Annotated in this window: 13 protein-coding genes and 1 pseudogene; 9 read left to right on the top strand and 5 right to left on the bottom strand. The window is 51.0% G+C overall.

The window, feature by feature from the left end; genetic code table 11:
• Positions 1–219 precede the first annotated feature (219 nt).
• The gene (locus AKG43_RS10245) at positions 220–1,512 is read left to right on the top strand and encodes a PHB depolymerase family esterase (RefSeq protein WP_054600462.1); all 1,293 of its coding nucleotides are present in this window, start codon (positions 220–222) and stop codon (positions 1,510–1,512) included.
• A gap of 213 nt (positions 1,513–1,725) precedes the next feature.
• On the opposite strand, the gene cyaY is transcribed toward AKG43_RS10245, so the two are convergent.
• The gene (gene cyaY / locus AKG43_RS10240; RefSeq protein WP_054600476.1) at positions 1,726–2,052 is read right to left on the bottom strand and encodes an iron donor protein CyaY; all 327 of its coding nucleotides are present in this window, start codon (positions 2,050–2,052) and stop codon (positions 1,726–1,728) included.
• Positions 2,053–2,127: 75 nt separating this feature from the next.
• Here cyaY and AKG43_RS12505 point away from each other — a divergent pair, with 75 nt between their 5' ends.
• The 7 genes from AKG43_RS12505 to AKG43_RS10210 all read left to right on the top strand — a co-directional run bounded on the left by AKG43_RS12505 (position 2,128) and on the right by AKG43_RS10210 (position 9,876).
• Entirely contained in the window at positions 2,128–2,289 is a 162-nt protein-coding gene (locus AKG43_RS12505; protein ID WP_082403061.1) for a lipoprotein, read from the top strand.
• Between the two features lie 2 nt (positions 2,290–2,291).
• Positions 2,292–3,512 (top strand): diaminopimelate decarboxylase, encoded by a 1,221-nt coding sequence (gene lysA / locus AKG43_RS10235; protein ID WP_054600461.1) that lies wholly within the window; start codon positions 2,292–2,294, stop codon positions 3,510–3,512.
• Positions 3,513–3,816: 304 nt separating this feature from the next.
• Entirely contained in the window at positions 3,817–5,295 is a 1,479-nt protein-coding gene (locus AKG43_RS10230) for an MFS transporter (RefSeq protein ID WP_231718154.1), read from the top strand.
• Between the two features lie 377 nt (positions 5,296–5,672).
• The gene (locus tag AKG43_RS10225) at positions 5,673–6,245 is read left to right on the top strand and encodes a TMEM165/GDT1 family protein (RefSeq protein WP_054600475.1); all 573 of its coding nucleotides are present in this window, start codon (positions 5,673–5,675) and stop codon (positions 6,243–6,245) included.
• Positions 6,246–6,257: 12 nt separating this feature from the next.
• The gene (locus AKG43_RS10220) at positions 6,258–6,890 is read left to right on the top strand and encodes a TIGR01621 family pseudouridine synthase (RefSeq protein WP_054600459.1); all 633 of its coding nucleotides are present in this window, start codon (positions 6,258–6,260) and stop codon (positions 6,888–6,890) included.
• A gap of 695 nt (positions 6,891–7,585) precedes the next feature.
• Complete coding sequence (locus AKG43_RS10215) at positions 7,586–8,284, top strand: carbonic anhydrase (RefSeq protein ID WP_054600458.1); 699 nt, start codon at positions 7,586–7,588, stop codon at positions 8,282–8,284.
• A 32-nt stretch (positions 8,285–8,316) separates the two neighbouring features.
• A complete protein-coding gene (locus tag AKG43_RS10210; RefSeq protein WP_054600457.1) occupies positions 8,317–9,876 on the top strand; it encodes a SulP family inorganic anion transporter in 1,560 nt (519 codons plus the stop codon).
• 204 nt (positions 9,877–10,080) lie between these two features.
• Here AKG43_RS10210 and AKG43_RS10205 read toward each other — a convergent pair whose 3' ends face one another.
• The 3 genes from AKG43_RS10205 to AKG43_RS12835 all read right to left on the bottom strand — a co-directional run bounded on the left by AKG43_RS10205 (position 10,081) and on the right by AKG43_RS12835 (position 12,428).
• A complete protein-coding gene (locus AKG43_RS10205) occupies positions 10,081–10,428 on the bottom strand; it encodes a DUF805 domain-containing protein (RefSeq protein ID WP_054600456.1) in 348 nt (115 codons plus the stop codon).
• Between the two features lie 141 nt (positions 10,429–10,569).
• A complete protein-coding gene (prmC, locus tag AKG43_RS10200; RefSeq protein WP_054600455.1) occupies positions 10,570–11,409 on the bottom strand; it encodes a peptide chain release factor N(5)-glutamine methyltransferase in 840 nt (279 codons plus the stop codon).
• 395 nt (positions 11,410–11,804) lie between these two features.
• Positions 11,805–12,428: a hypothetical protein gene (locus AKG43_RS12835; RefSeq protein WP_156300657.1), complete on the bottom strand. Its 624-nt coding sequence runs from the start codon at positions 12,426–12,428 to the stop codon at positions 11,805–11,807.
• A 261-nt stretch (positions 12,429–12,689) separates the two neighbouring features.
• On the opposite strand from AKG43_RS12835, the pseudogene AKG43_RS10190 reads away from it, so the two are divergent.
• Positions 12,690–12,854, top strand: a pseudogene (locus tag AKG43_RS10190) (diaminopimelate decarboxylase); the annotation flags it as partial.
• 253 nt (positions 12,855–13,107) lie between these two features.
• Here the strand turns inward: AKG43_RS10190 and AKG43_RS10185 are convergent.
• A complete protein-coding gene (locus AKG43_RS10185; RefSeq protein ID WP_054600452.1) occupies positions 13,108–13,623 on the bottom strand; it encodes a hypothetical protein in 516 nt (171 codons plus the stop codon).
• Between the last annotated feature and the right edge of the window lie 54 nt (positions 13,624–13,677).

Genomic DNA, 13,677 nt, shown 5'->3' with positions numbered 1-13,677 from the left:
GACGGCCTGTTGTGTTGTCGGAAACAACGCTTAGCACAATAAATCCACCGCTCCGCCGACGAACAAACACAAATGTTTGGCGGCTGAGTATAGTTAAACGGTTTATATCCGCAACTGAAAGGCAGTAAGGTTCTGTTTCAGACGGCATATCCGCCGCACGGTGCGTTTCCGACATACAGCCTGTCAAACCGGCTGCCTGATTTTCCGAAAGTCTTGCTTATGAAAAAAATCACCACTGCTTTAGCTGCCGCAGGATGCGCTGCGGTATTGTCCGGCTGCCAGATGATGAGCGCCCAAACAAAACCTGCCGCCACCATCACGACGGCCGATTCGGTTAAAGATGTTACTGCGGTTACCGAAGTATTTTCAGACGGCCAGAAAATTACGGCCGCTGTGGTGCACTACGATCAAGCGGTAAGCAATGAATCGCTCGATACCGAAGATTTTGCCGTAGCGGGCCGCACGGTTACGAAAGTATACGGCAACGATGCGCCCGTAACGGCTTCCGATGCCAAAGACGGCAAATTTGTGGTGGTGGAGCTGTCTAAAAACGACGAAGACGCCGTGGCCTTCGGCGTTGAAGGGCGCGACATCATCCGCCGCCGCCCCGAACTGAAAGTCACGCAAACGGGCGACGTGGCCGGCACAACAGGCCAAACGATTATTCCCGACGGCAAAGAAAGAGAATCTAAAGAAGCCGTGAATCTGGTGGTAGACGATTTCAAACAAGCCCAATTTGCCGATCCGCAAACCGGCATTTCGCTTAACTACAATCTTTTCGTGCCGAAAAACTACGACCCGAAAAAGTCTTATCCGCTGGTGTTGTTTCTCCACGATGCGCGCGTAACGGGCAAAGACGTGAAAAACACCCTGAAACAGGGTTTGGGCGCGGTGGTTTGGGCCGGCCCCGAATCGCAGGCCAAACACGAAGCCTTTGTCTTGGCACCGCAGTTCGGCTATAAAATCATCAACGACAAATTGCAAGCCACCAAAGATTTGGATACGGTGGTCAACCTGATCAAACACCTTCAAACCCAATACAGCATAGATCCTTCCCGCCTTTATGCCACGGGCCAATCCAGCGGCGGCATGATGGAAATGGCGATGAACATCAAATACCCCGACTTTTTTGCCGCTTCCTACATCGTAGCTGCGCAATGGGATGCCGCCAAAGTAGCACCGATGGCCAAAAACAAAATGTGGATTATGGTGGCCGAAGGTGATGAAAAAGCCTATTCGGGCATGAACGCCGTTACCGCGGCACTGGAGAAAAACGGTGCCAAAGTAGCGCGTAACATGTGGAGCGGCTTGGCAAACGCCGCCGAGCTTGATGCCGAAGTCAAAGCCATGCGCAGCCAAAACGCCAATATCCATTACACCGTTTTGCAAAAAGGCACGGTTGTGCCCGCCGGCCAAACCGACAACACCCATGCCAACCATGTTCATACTTGGCGCATCGCCTACACCGTGGAAGGCATCCGCGATTGGCTGTTTGAACAGCGCAAGCCATAAACAGGCAGCAAGAAACCTTTGCCAAACCTTCAGGTTCAGGGCGTAGCTGTGCGGCGCGTGCAGACATCATACAGATAGGCAAACGGGCGCACCGCAAACGAAGGGGTTGGCAAAGGTCTCGACAGCAAATAAGCAGGCCGTCTGAATACTTTCAGACGGCCTGAAGCCTTTGTAAAACCGGATCAAACCGGGTAGATCATATCAGCATTTAAATCAGCGGTAAGCCTCGATGCTGACATCCTCGCCGGCGGCGGCAGTTAACGCCTGATTGAGCACGGCAAAAAATTCGCTGCCGTCGCGCGTAGCCACCCATTGCCCGCCTTGTTCGGAAAAATGATAACCGCCGCTTTTCGCCGCGATCCACAGTTCCTGATTGGGGGTGTGGCGGTTTACGATAATCTGTGTGCCGTCATCGGCTTCGATGGTGAGCACATTACCGTTCAGACGGCAGTCGAAATCCCAGCCGCCTTCGTCGATTTGATCTTCTATATGGGTAAATAAAGCATCGGAATGCTGTAAAAATTCGCTTTCTGTCATGATGGCTTTGTGCATTGGCGCGTTTTTGTTTAAGATACCGAATCTTGCCACATTCGCCCGTGCGATGAAAGAATTATCATGAAACCAGCCCTGTTTTTGTTGTCGGCCGCCCTATTTCTCGGCGGCTGCGGCTACAAAGGTGATTTATACCTGCCCAAAGAAGGCGACAAAGCCCGCTTCGGCGTGATACAGACCGGCCTGCAATTTGAAACTAAAGAATCTACCGCTCCCACACAATAATCATGACCCTACACTGCGAAAACATTCCGCTTACCCGCTTGGCCGATGAATTCGGCACCCCTCTTTATGTATACAGCCAATCGGCACTCACCGAAGCCTTCCAAGCCTACACCGAAGCCTTTTCAACGCTGCGCCCGCTGATCTGCTACGCCGTCAAAGCCAACGGCAACCTGAGCATACTCAAACATTTCGCCTCGCTCGGCAGCGGCTTCGACATCGTATCCGGCGGCGAACTCGCCCGCGTACTGGCTGCCGGCGGCGATGCCGGCAAAACCATTTTTTCGGGCGTGGGCAAAAGTGAAGCCGAAATCGAATTTGCATTGAATGCCGGCGTATTGTGCTTCAATGTAGAAAGCCTGCCCGAACTCGACCGCATTCAGGCCGTAGCCGAACGCTTGGGCAAAACCGCCCCCGTTTCGCTGCGCATCAACCCCGATGTCGATGCCAAAACGCATCCTTATATTTCCACCGGCCTCAAATCCAACAAGTTCGGCATTGCCTATGCCGATGCTTTGGCAGCTTACCGTTATGCCGCAGGATTAGGCCGTCTGAAAATCGTCGGCATCGACTGCCACATCGGTTCGCAACTCACCGATTTAAGCCCGCTTGTCGAAGCCTGCGAACGCATTTTGCTGCTGGTTGACCGGCTCTCCGAAGAAGGCATCACGCTCGAACACATCGATTTGGGCGGCGGCGTAGGCATTGTGTACGACAACGAAACCGTCCCCGACTTAAAAGCCTATGCAGAAGCCGTCGGCAAACTCATGAACGGCCGCCCGCTCAAACTGATACTCGAACCCGGCCGCAGCTTGGTCGGCAACGCAGGCACGCTGCTGACCCGTGTCGAATTTGTCAAACAAGGCGAAGAAAAGAATTTCGTCATCGTCGATGCCGCCATGAACGATCTTATGCGGCCTGCCCTTTACGAAGCCTACCACCATATCGAGGCGGTCGAACCCGGCAACGAAGCACCGTTCACGGCCGATGTCGTCGGCCCGGTGTGCGAAACCGGCGATTTTCTCGGCAAAAACCGCACGCTGGCATGTGCGGCCGGCGACCTGCTGGCCGTGCGCAGTGCCGGTGCTTACGCCAGCAGCATGGCCGGCAACTACAATACCCGCAACCGCGCCGCCGAAGTGCTGGTCAACGGCTCGGAAGCCAAACTCGTCCGCCGCCGCGAAACCGTCGAACAACAGCTCGCCAACGAGCAAGCCTGCCTGTAAGCACGGTTCGGAATTTCTCTCAATCCGCCAACATCCAATCGAGGCCGTCTGAACCGTTTGGAGACCTTCGCCCCCGAATGCGGATGCCGTTCAAAATGCGGCAACACACAACGCACAAATGCGCCGCAAATGGGGGTTTGCAAAGGTTTCAGTTTTTCAGACGGCACCTTTACTTCGTTGCTACAATACGTTTTTCTTTTTTCCAAAGCCGCAGCCATGCGGTTTGAATGTATATATGACGCAGATTTCTTCAAAAAGCTGGCTCTCGGCCGCAAGTGCATATACCGACCGCCGTGCAATCACAATGTTTTTTCTCGGCTTTTCGGCCGGCATGCCGCTGCTGCTGATTTTTTCGAGCCTGTCGCTTTGGTTGCGTGAAGCGGGTGTGGAACGCAATACGGTTACCATGTTCAGTTGGGCGGCTTTGGCTTATTCGTTTAAATTCGTGTGGGCGCCTTTAATTGATTCGCTTCCTCTGCCGCTGTTAACCCGCGGTTTGGGCAAACGGCGCGGCTGGCTGCTGTTGGCACAGTTGATGATCATCGCCGCCATCTGCTGGATGGCCATGGTGAACCCGGTAGGTTCGGCAGCGTTAACGGTAATGGCGGTGGCGGCAGTGTTGCTCGGCTTTTCTTCGGCCACACAAGACGTGGTCATCGACGCCTACCGTATCGAAATAGCGGGAGACGACACAGCCATGCAGTCGGTAACCGCAGCAACTTATAATGCAGGCTATCGGCTGGGCATGATTGTGGCCGGCGCGGGAGCTTTGTTTTTGGCCGCACGGCTCGGTTCGCACGAGCAGGCTTATGTATATTCGGCATGGCAGCAAACCTATTTGATTATGGCAGCCGTTATGGGTGTGGGCGTGTTAACCACACTGTTGATACGCGAGCCTGAATCGTCGGCACGGCACACGGCTTCCCGCCCCGCTGCCGACAATTTGCGCCTGCTGTTGCTGTTTGTGCTGTCGGTGGCGGCATTTGTGGCGGCATTCTCCCAGCTGGGCACGGTAATGCCGAAAGGCGGCAGCCCGTTGTCGAGCCTGCTGATTGAAGCATTCAGGCTGCTCACATCAACACTGGCGGCTCTAGCCGTCGGCACCGTTACCGTAAAAAGCTGTTTGGTGCCGAAACAGTTGGCGGTAGATACTTGGGTACACCCGGTAACGGATTTTTTCCAACGCTACGGAAAATCGGCCTTGCTGCTGCTGGCATTAATCGGGGTGTACCGTATTTCGGATATCGTAGCCGGTGTGATTTCCAATGTGTTTTACCAAGACATGGGCTTCAGCAAAGAAGAAATTGCCGCCGCAGTTAAAACATTCGGTGTGTTCATGGCGGTAGCGGGCGGTTTTTTGGGCGGTTTTTTGGCACAAAAATTCCCATTGATGAAAATGATGATGGCCGGTGCGGTGCTTGCCGCACTTACCAATCTGATGTTTGTGGCTTTGGCCTACCGCGGGCATGATGTGGTATTTATGTATTTGGCGGTCGGCTTCGACAATCTCGCCGCAGGATTGGCCGGTGCGGTGTTTGTGGCATTTTTATCGGCACTTACCGATATCCGTTTCACCGCCGTTCAATACGCTATTTTCAGCTCGCTGATGACGCTGCTGCCCAAAACGCTGGGCGGTTATTCCGGTGCAATGGTCGACAGCATCGGCTACCCGGGCTTTTTCACCCTAACCGCCTTGATGGGCGTGCCGGTATTGCTGTTGGTATATTGGGCAGAAAAACAACTGTTCGCCAAAAAAGCACACCCCGATAACGGGGCCGTCTGAAAAACATGAGGGCGGATTGTCTTCCCTGTCAAACCGCCCTATAATCATCGGTTTTGCGCGCAGCCGACCGTATTTCCCCAAGCCGCAACACATTTCTTTTTTGCATATTTTTTTATCTTTATGCGCATCAAGAAATGATTTTTGCATACGGCACTCCGAGCCGGACGCAGCGCATACTCTCAATTATTATAATTTTGCAGCACAGCAAATACTGTTTACACATCAACACACACACCGCCCAAAGCGGGCAAACAGGCGTTATGTCAAATGAACTTAACTTGCTAAGGCGCAGCAACGCCCCGGCAAGTTAAATTTATTTGCGCTATGCGGCCGTTACTGCATTGCCGAATGCTCCGCACGGGTTGAATATGGGATTTATGGAAGCGTTTGTTTCATCTACTTTCAGCATAGCCGCCACCGAAATCGGCGACAAAACACAACTGCTGGCCTTGTTGCTTGCTTCGCGTTTTTCCCAGAAAAACGCTGTTGTGGCGGGCATATTCATGGCCACGCTGCTGAATCATATTTTATCTACCGTTTTGGGCATTTGGCTTGCTCAAACCCTTTCTCCCCAAACAGTCAAATGGATCGTCGGCCTGAGTTTTATCGTGATGGGCTTATGGCTGCTTCTGCCCGGCAAAATAAATGCTTTAAACGAACGCTGGCTGAAATACGGCGCATTCGGAGCCACCGCCATTTTGTTTTTCATTGCCGAAATCGGCGATAAAACACAAGTTGCCACCATAGTGATGGCGGTGAAATACCAAGAAATGTTTTGGGTAATCACCGGCAGCGTACTCGGCCTGTTGCTCGCCAACGTGCCGATCGTTTATTTCGGAGAAGCCTTAATCAAACGCATCCCCGCCCAAATCTTGCGCATGGGTGCATCTGCCGCTTTCTGTATACTCGGCGTCTTAACCCTGCTTGGCGGCGGCATTGCTTTACAGTAGCCGCAGTCAGCCATGTTTTCCGTTTTATTCCGCCATTCCGATTTTATCGCCATCAACAAACCGGCCGATATGTCTGTACATCAGGATCAAGATTCAGACGGCCTCACCCGCCAACTGGCCGCACAACTGAATGTAGAACGCGTTTGGTTGACGCACCGCTTGGACAAACCCACCAGCGGCGTGCTGCTGCTGGCTTTAAAAGAAGCTGCCGCATCGGTGCTGGCACGGCAGTTTGCCGAACGCAAAATGCACAAAACCTATATCGCCCTAAGTGACCGCAAGCCGCTAAAAAAGCAAGGCCGCATTAAAGGCGGTATGGAAAAATCCCGACGCGGCACATGGAAACTCACCCGTTCAAACGATCACCCCGCCGTTACCGATTTTTGCAGCCGCAGTGCCGTGCCCGGTATCAGGCTGTTTGAACTGCACCCGCAAACCGGCCGCACACACCAACTCCGCGTTGCGCTCAAAAGCATAGGCAGCCCGATTTTGGGCGACACCCTGTACGGCGGTACGCCGGCTCCGCGCCTGTTTCTTCACGCCCTAAATCTGCGCTTCAACTATCAAGGCGAAGATTTCGACATTACCGCACCAACCGATGAAATGTGGCTGCCTTATTTTTCAGACGGCCTGCAACCTTTGTAAACCTCTCCCTGTGCCGGCAATGCTCTTTGTTCACAAAAGCGGCGGTTGAGATATTGGATTCGGATGCCGTAAAACTTGAGCTGAGGCGTATCAACACCGCAGTAAAAATTAAGTTAGCCGACTATATATCTTCCCTACGACAGCATTTCCGTTTCTCCTGCCAACCGCCCGGTTTATACGAACAACCACTCATCCTAGCTTTCTACACTCTCCGTAACTTTTTTTCATTTGTTAAACAATGATTGAAATTAATTTTCAAACTGCTAATTTTCGGCTAAATTTTTTCCTCTAGAATCCCCTCCCTATCGGTAACGGGTATTTTTCTTCCGTTTCCAATCCGTCTTATCTCTCCTGAAAAAAATATAAAAAAATGCCTAGATGGCAAATAAATCAATGATTCGGCTACGCCGTTCAATCTCGAAATAAAAAATATTAAAAATCGCAAAGTCATATTAGGGCTGCAGACGTGCTTTAACCCGCCTTCTGCAACAAACTCTGCTCCACACAATAAAAGTAATTTATTTTCATAAAGCATTTTATTCAATCCAATAAAGTAGCTTTATTAGAATAATCGATAATTTTTATCTGATAGCCGTCATACAAGCAGCAACAATATGCTGCAAACGAAACGGCAAGGCTGTCGAGATGATTTCAAGCTGTATTTTTTAACACCACACACACAAGAGAGGTATGACATGATCGACACATCTTCTTATCAAGTTATTTTTGAAAACAACAAACGCTGGGCCGATAAAAAGAAACAGCAAGATCCCCGATATTTTGAAAAACTGGCCGAAACCCAAATGCCGGAATATCTCTATATCGGCTGTTCCGACAGCCGCGTGGCCGCAGAAGAACTGATGGGTTTGGACCCGGGCAAGGTTTTCGTGCACCGCAACGTAGCCAACCTGGTAAACGGCATCGACTTAAATGCTTCTTCCGCCATCCAATACGCCGTTACCCATCTCAAAGTAAAGCACATTATCGTTTGCGGTCACTATAACTGCGGCGGCGTGCGTGCCGCCATGCTGCCGCAAGACTACGGCCTGATGAACCCGTGGCTGCGAAGCATCCGCGATGTGTACCGTATCCATCAGGAAGAGTTGGATCAGATTGAAAACGAAGACGAACGCTACGACCGCTTGGTTGAGTTGAATATTCAAGAGCAATGTCTCAACGTCATCAAAATGCCTTGCGTGCAGGAACGTTATGCCGAAGGCGGGCTGCCTACCGTGCACGGCTGGGTGTTTGATCTGCGTACAGGCCGTCTGAAAGATTTGAGCATCGATTTGACTTCGATTGTGAACGACATCCACAAAATCTACGACCTTACCGATTCCAAATGGGCAGTCAATGCAGAATTGCCCAACACCAAAAAAGTAGCCAACGGTTAACCGCCGCCGCACACATCAGGAGTATTAATTAAATGAATCATCTTCAACAACAAGGTATCGGCGGCCTGTTCAAATCGAATTTTGCTGCCGGTTTGGTTGTATTTCTTGTGGCTCTGCCCTTGTGTCTCGGTATTGCCTTGGCTTCGGGCGCGCCTCCCTTATCGGGGATTATTTCCGGCATTGTCGGCGGCATCGTCGTCGGTTTTTTGAGCACATCCCATATCAGCGTTTCCGGCCCCGCCGCAGGCTTGGCGGCCATTATTTTGGCTGCCGTTACCCAGCTCGGCTCGTTTGAACTGTTTCTGTGCGCCGCTTTGGTGGCCGGTATTTTCCAGCTTGCCTTAGGCTTTTTACGCGCAGGCAGTATCGCCGAATATATTCCCGCATCGGTCATCGAAGGCATGCTTGCCGGCATCGGCATCATTATTATCGCCAAACAGCTGCCCTATGCTTTCGGAAGCGGCACAAGCAGCTTGGGCTTGGATATGTTCAACCACATCCACACCGGCTCACTCATCGTTGCCGCCGTTTCAATGTTCATTCTCATCGGCTGGGACAAAGTTCCCGCTCTGAAAAACATCAAAGTGCTGCCCGCAGCCTTGATCGCCGTTGCCGCCGGTATCGCCATGAACGAAGCCTTTATTGCCGCAGGCAGCAGTTTGGCTATTCCCGCCGGTCAGTTGGTTCAGCTGCCCATTCCCCAAACCGCCGAAGACTTTGCCAATCTGATTACCTTTCCCGATTTTTCGGGCTTCGGCAACAGCTATGTATGGATTACCGGCATCACCATCGCCATCGTTGCCTCTATCGAAACGCTCTTATGTATTGAAGCTTCCGACCGCTTGGACGTGCGCCGCCGCATTACCGATACCAACCAAGAATTACGCGCACAAGGCATAGGCAACATCGCCTGCTCGCTCATCGGCGGCCTGCCCATGACTTCGGTGATCGTGCGCTCTTCGGCCAATGCAGGCGCAGGTGCGACGCATAAACTCTCTACCATCATCCACGGCCTTTTATTGCTGGTATGCGTGCTGCTGATTCCGGTATTGCTGAATAAAATCCCGCTCGCCACACTGGCCGCCGTGCTGCTGCTGGTAGGCTACAAGCTGGCCAAACCCGCCACCATCATGCATTTCTGGCACAAAGGGCTGTATCAGTTTATCCCCTTTATGGCCACCATGATTGCTGTGGTTTCACTAGACCTGCTTAAAGGCGTGGGCATCGGTTTGGCCATCAGCGTATTCTTTATCTTGCAGGCCAATATGAAACGGGCCTACTACCTCAACCGCGAAGAGCTGGCCAATGCCGACGAAATAACGCTCGATTTAGCCGAGGAAGTATCGTTTCTCAACAAAGCGGCGATTAAGAAAACCCTGAAAAACGTGCGCCCGCATTCAAAAATCACGATTAATGCCGAGCGTTCCTCATACATTGCCAGCGACGTATTGGAGCTGATTGAGGATTTTGCCAACATCTTCGCTAAAGAACACAACATCGATGTGATTTTGAAAGGGTTTAAACCGCAATACGACGAAGAAGGCAATAATTACAGCACCCATGTGCGCGTAGCCCATAAGAGTACGATTTAGGCTGCTCAACAACGGCCTGCATTTCAGGCCGAAACCTAATACCTTTGTATAGCCAAGCCAGCGGGCAACATACAACACAGAAATGCGCCGCAAATGGCGATTGGCAAAGGTATAGGCCGTCTGAAAAAAGCACCGCATGCAACACTTTATTTCCAGTGCTGCATGCGGTGCTTTTTTCAGACGGCCTGTATTGCCGAAACAGAATTAAGCCACGCCTTTGGGATTGGGGCCGTATTCGTTGGTGCCCGGTTGGCTGTCTTGGCAGGCCCAGTAGATCAATACGATGGCGCCGATAACGGGAATGAAGCTCAGCAGCAGCCACCAACCGCTGCGGCCGATGTCGTGCAGGCGGCGGATACTGACGCCGATGCTGGGCAGAAGCACTGCCAGCGTGTACAGCCATGCAAAGATATTGGTGCCCAGCAAGCTGTCTAAAGTTGAAAAAATAATAGAGGCAATAATGTTGAATAAGGTGAACATCCAGTATTCTTGGCGGCGCGAACGTCCGTTAAAAACCGCATATTTCTTTAATACTTCCAAATACCAATTCATCGTTATCTTCCTATGTTATTAAGGTTTGTTGAGCGGAAACTACCGATTGTTCAAGCACAATCGCCGCGATTATAACAAACCTATCCACAAACCATCATTTTTATTAATTATTTATCAAAAGGTTGTGATGACATCTGGATTTTATTCATCATGCTTGGAAAGATATCCGATGCGCCCCAGTGTGAGCCTGTCCAGCCCTGCCAAATCTTGGCGGGTTTCAACCGACTCAAAGCCGTTTTGTTCAAATATCGCTCTTACTGCCGCGCCCTGATCGTAACCGTGCTCTATCATTAACATGCCGCCCGGTTTCAGATACATGCCTGCGCCTGCCGCCAAAATGCGGATACAGCTGAGGCCGTCTGAAAAATCGGTAAGCGCGGTTTGCGGCTCGAAACGCAAATCGCCTTGATGCAAATGCCGGTCTTCCGCTTCGATGTAGGGCGGATTGGAAACCACAATATCGTAAGCATGGTATTCAGACGACCTGCCCGCTTCAAACCACGAGCCGACGGCCCATTCGATGTCCGCCCCCAGCCTTCGCGCATTGTGTTCGGCGGTGTTCAGTGCCTGCGGGCTGATATCGGAAGCGCGCACGGCAGCATCCGGCCTTTCCAATGCCACAGTAACGGCAATTGCGCCGCTGCCGGTGCCCAAATCCCACACCTTTCCGCCCTGCGGCAGATACTCCAGCACGGCCTCGACCAAATGCTCGGTTTCGGGGCGGGGAATCAGCACATGCGGGTTAACATGAAACAAACGGCCGTAAAACTCGCGGCTGCCTAAAATATAAGCCATCGGCTCGCCCTTGCAGCGGCGTTCGGCAAGCGCATCCAATGTTTGTAGGGTTGAGGCATCCAGCACATCGCTTCCGCGCGTAACCAACTGGGCGCGGGTCAGGCCGGTGCAGTGTTGCAACAGCATCCGCGCTTCGAGTTTGGGCAGCGGGCAGCGATTCAGCCACCCCGTGATGGTTTGAGACATTTCAGACGGCCTGTATTAAGGTTGGAAGGCTGATATTATAAAGAAACACAATAAGGCCGTCTGAAAAGAAATCCGATAAACATTGCAGGGCAGGCATATCCCCACCCGCCTTTATTCACACGATGAAATATGCAGCGGCAGACAAATGGCAATCGGGCGACACATAACGGCATGTAGGGCGGGCAAAGATGCCCGCCCTACATATAAGCAGGCCGTCTGAAATAGGCGAGGCTTTGCCTATCTGCGGCATATTTCTGTATTGTGCGCCGCCCGCCCGCTTAGCCTTGCATTGGATAGTCTGCGCCCGCAAAAATCTCATACTTCTTTAACGCCACATGAAAAAAGCCTTTTTTAATCTGTTCGTTCAGCTTAACCGCCCTGCCCGCTACGGATATTCAGCGTTTCATCTCCGCTTTCATCGCGCGGATGCTCGCCTCACGGTCGCGGATATCGCGTTCCAAACGGGCGATTTTGGCCTGCTCCCCTTTTTTGCGCGCTACCGCCAACTGAGCCTGAGCACGGGTTAACGCCGTTTGCTCGGAGCGGATTTCGTTTTGCAGAATCTGATGGCGCGACATCTGCTGTTGCGCCGGCGCAGTAGTCACTTTCGGCACAACAATCACCGGCCTGCGCGCCGCTTTGGCCTTTTGATTTCGCAGCTTGATTTCCATAGAAGGATTGGCGGCATCGGCCGTGTTCGTTACCGAAGTAACAGGCGCATTCGGGTCGATTTTAATATCATCGTAAGCATCGGTTTTTTCAACAGGCCAAATCGTTTCGATTTGGTTCTGCTCCGTTTTCGGTGCCGCTCCCGCATCCGAAGGAACCGTTTGCTCTTCGGTATCGTTGGGCGGAGCAGCAAGATTGCCGCCGTCCATTTTGGAAGGATTGCAGCTGCTGTTGATTTTTTCAGACGAATAAACCGCCCGCCCACCATCTTTACAGATATAGGTAACGGCATGGGCGGGAAAGGCGGTTAAGCCCGGCGCAAGCAGGGCGCAGTAAAAACAAGCTTTCATGAATGGCAAGTAATGCGATGGAAAAATAGGGAGAATTATACCCACAATGTATGTAAATGTAGGTTTGAAGAATGAAACCGCCACCATAACCGGATAATTCGGCTTGAACAACAATAGGCCGTCTGAACAGAATATTTCAGACGGCTTGGGGAGTTGAGATGCTAACGGCGTGTGCGTATGGCACGGAAATGACACTTGGAGTTGGGCTTGATGGAGATATAAACGGCAGTAGGTCGGATGCAAGTATCCTATCTACGCTTGCTACTCGTCATCCGCAACACCGGCGCATACGGCAGCAGCATGACCAGCAACTACAACACCCGCAACCGCGCCACCGAAGTATTGGTAAACGGCGCAGAAGCCAAACTCATCCGCCGCCGCGAAACCATCGAGCAGCAACTTGCCAACGAGCAAGCCTGTTTATAACGGATACGGTCATAGCGTTTTAAATCGTTGAGATGTGATAAGGCCGTCTGAAAATGAATTGCCCCGAGTTTAGGGAGTGGTTTATTTTCAGACGGCCTTTTTTCTTTTCAAGGCTTCATCAATACATCAGTAGGGTGTGTGGCGCAAAGCCACGCACGCGGTTTTGGTTCAGATAAGCAAACAACGCGTGCGTGCCAAAGGCACACACTCCACACACAAGCATAGATTTATATAAAATACAGATAGTTACTAATCATTTAGACTCAGAATTTGGCAATGAAACTCTATGTATCTTTCCAGTCTGACAATCTTCAACTTCGATCAACGGCAAATCATCATCCTCAACGCTGATACTTGCAAACTGTGGCGAAAATAACTCCCTTCCTTTCAAATCTAAAATACCGTAACAAGTCTTCCCATTGACCGTACGCTCAGTTTTTATGATTAGATTATGCAATTTGCTGTAATAAAAGAAATAACTCAAATGTTTATATTCTCTTATTACCATATCGGTCGGGGTCAACAACCATTTTCCGTCAAAGTCAATTAAGCCACGGGTTTCTATATCTTCAATATTATGGATAAAAGAAACGATAGCTGTTCCATTTTCAGCCCAAGAAATATTTAATCTATCTTGAGGCAACTGGGTTTCTTTAGAGATTTTTTGTAAGATTAAATCCGTTTTCTCCAAGTCAGGAATAGTTAATTTTCCATTTGAATGAGCCCCCAAAGAGAGTAGAGACAAAATAATCATTAACCAATTTTTCATTATGATTTTCTTTCAGAAAGTTAATAAATTCATTATTTAATACTATTCTGTCTC

Source organism: Neisseria sp. 74A18, assembly GCF_001308005.1.
Taxonomy (GTDB): Bacteria; Pseudomonadota; Gammaproteobacteria; order Burkholderiales; family Neisseriaceae; genus Neisseria; species Neisseria dumasiana.
Note: the sequence above shows the minus strand (reverse complement) of the source record. Positions and strands in the feature narration are given on the sequence as shown.

Bases quoted from the DNA above. Each gene is read 5' to 3' on its own strand.
- AKG43_RS10225 (WP_054600475.1), top strand. From the start codon at position 5,673: ATGGAAGCGTTTGTTTCATCTACTTTCAGCATAGCCGCCACCGAAATC.
- AKG43_RS10185 (WP_054600452.1), bottom strand. From the start codon at position 13,623: ATGAAAAATTGGTTAATGATTATTTTGTCTCTACTCTCTTTGGGGGCT.
- AKG43_RS10210 (WP_054600457.1), top strand. From the start codon at position 8,317: ATGAATCATCTTCAACAACAAGGTATCGGCGGCCTGTTCAAATCGAAT.
- prmC (WP_054600455.1), bottom strand. From the start codon at position 11,409: ATGTCTCAAACCATCACGGGGTGGCTGAATCGCTGCCCGCTGCCCAAA.
- AKG43_RS12835 (WP_156300657.1), bottom strand. From the start codon at position 12,428: ATGAAAGCTTGTTTTTACTGCGCCCTGCTTGCGCCGGGCTTAACCGCC.
- AKG43_RS10215 (WP_054600458.1), top strand. From the start codon at position 7,586: ATGATCGACACATCTTCTTATCAAGTTATTTTTGAAAACAACAAACGC.
- AKG43_RS10220 (WP_054600459.1), top strand. From the start codon at position 6,258: ATGTTTTCCGTTTTATTCCGCCATTCCGATTTTATCGCCATCAACAAA.
- AKG43_RS10245 (WP_054600462.1), top strand. From the start codon at position 220: ATGAAAAAAATCACCACTGCTTTAGCTGCCGCAGGATGCGCTGCGGTA.
- AKG43_RS10230 (WP_231718154.1), top strand. From the start codon at position 3,817: ATGTTTTTTCTCGGCTTTTCGGCCGGCATGCCGCTGCTGCTGATTTTT.
- lysA (WP_054600461.1), top strand. From the start codon at position 2,292: ATGACCCTACACTGCGAAAACATTCCGCTTACCCGCTTGGCCGATGAA.
- AKG43_RS10205 (WP_054600456.1), bottom strand. From the start codon at position 10,428: ATGAATTGGTATTTGGAAGTATTAAAGAAATATGCGGTTTTTAACGGA.
- AKG43_RS12505 (WP_082403061.1), top strand. From the start codon at position 2,128: ATGAAACCAGCCCTGTTTTTGTTGTCGGCCGCCCTATTTCTCGGCGGC.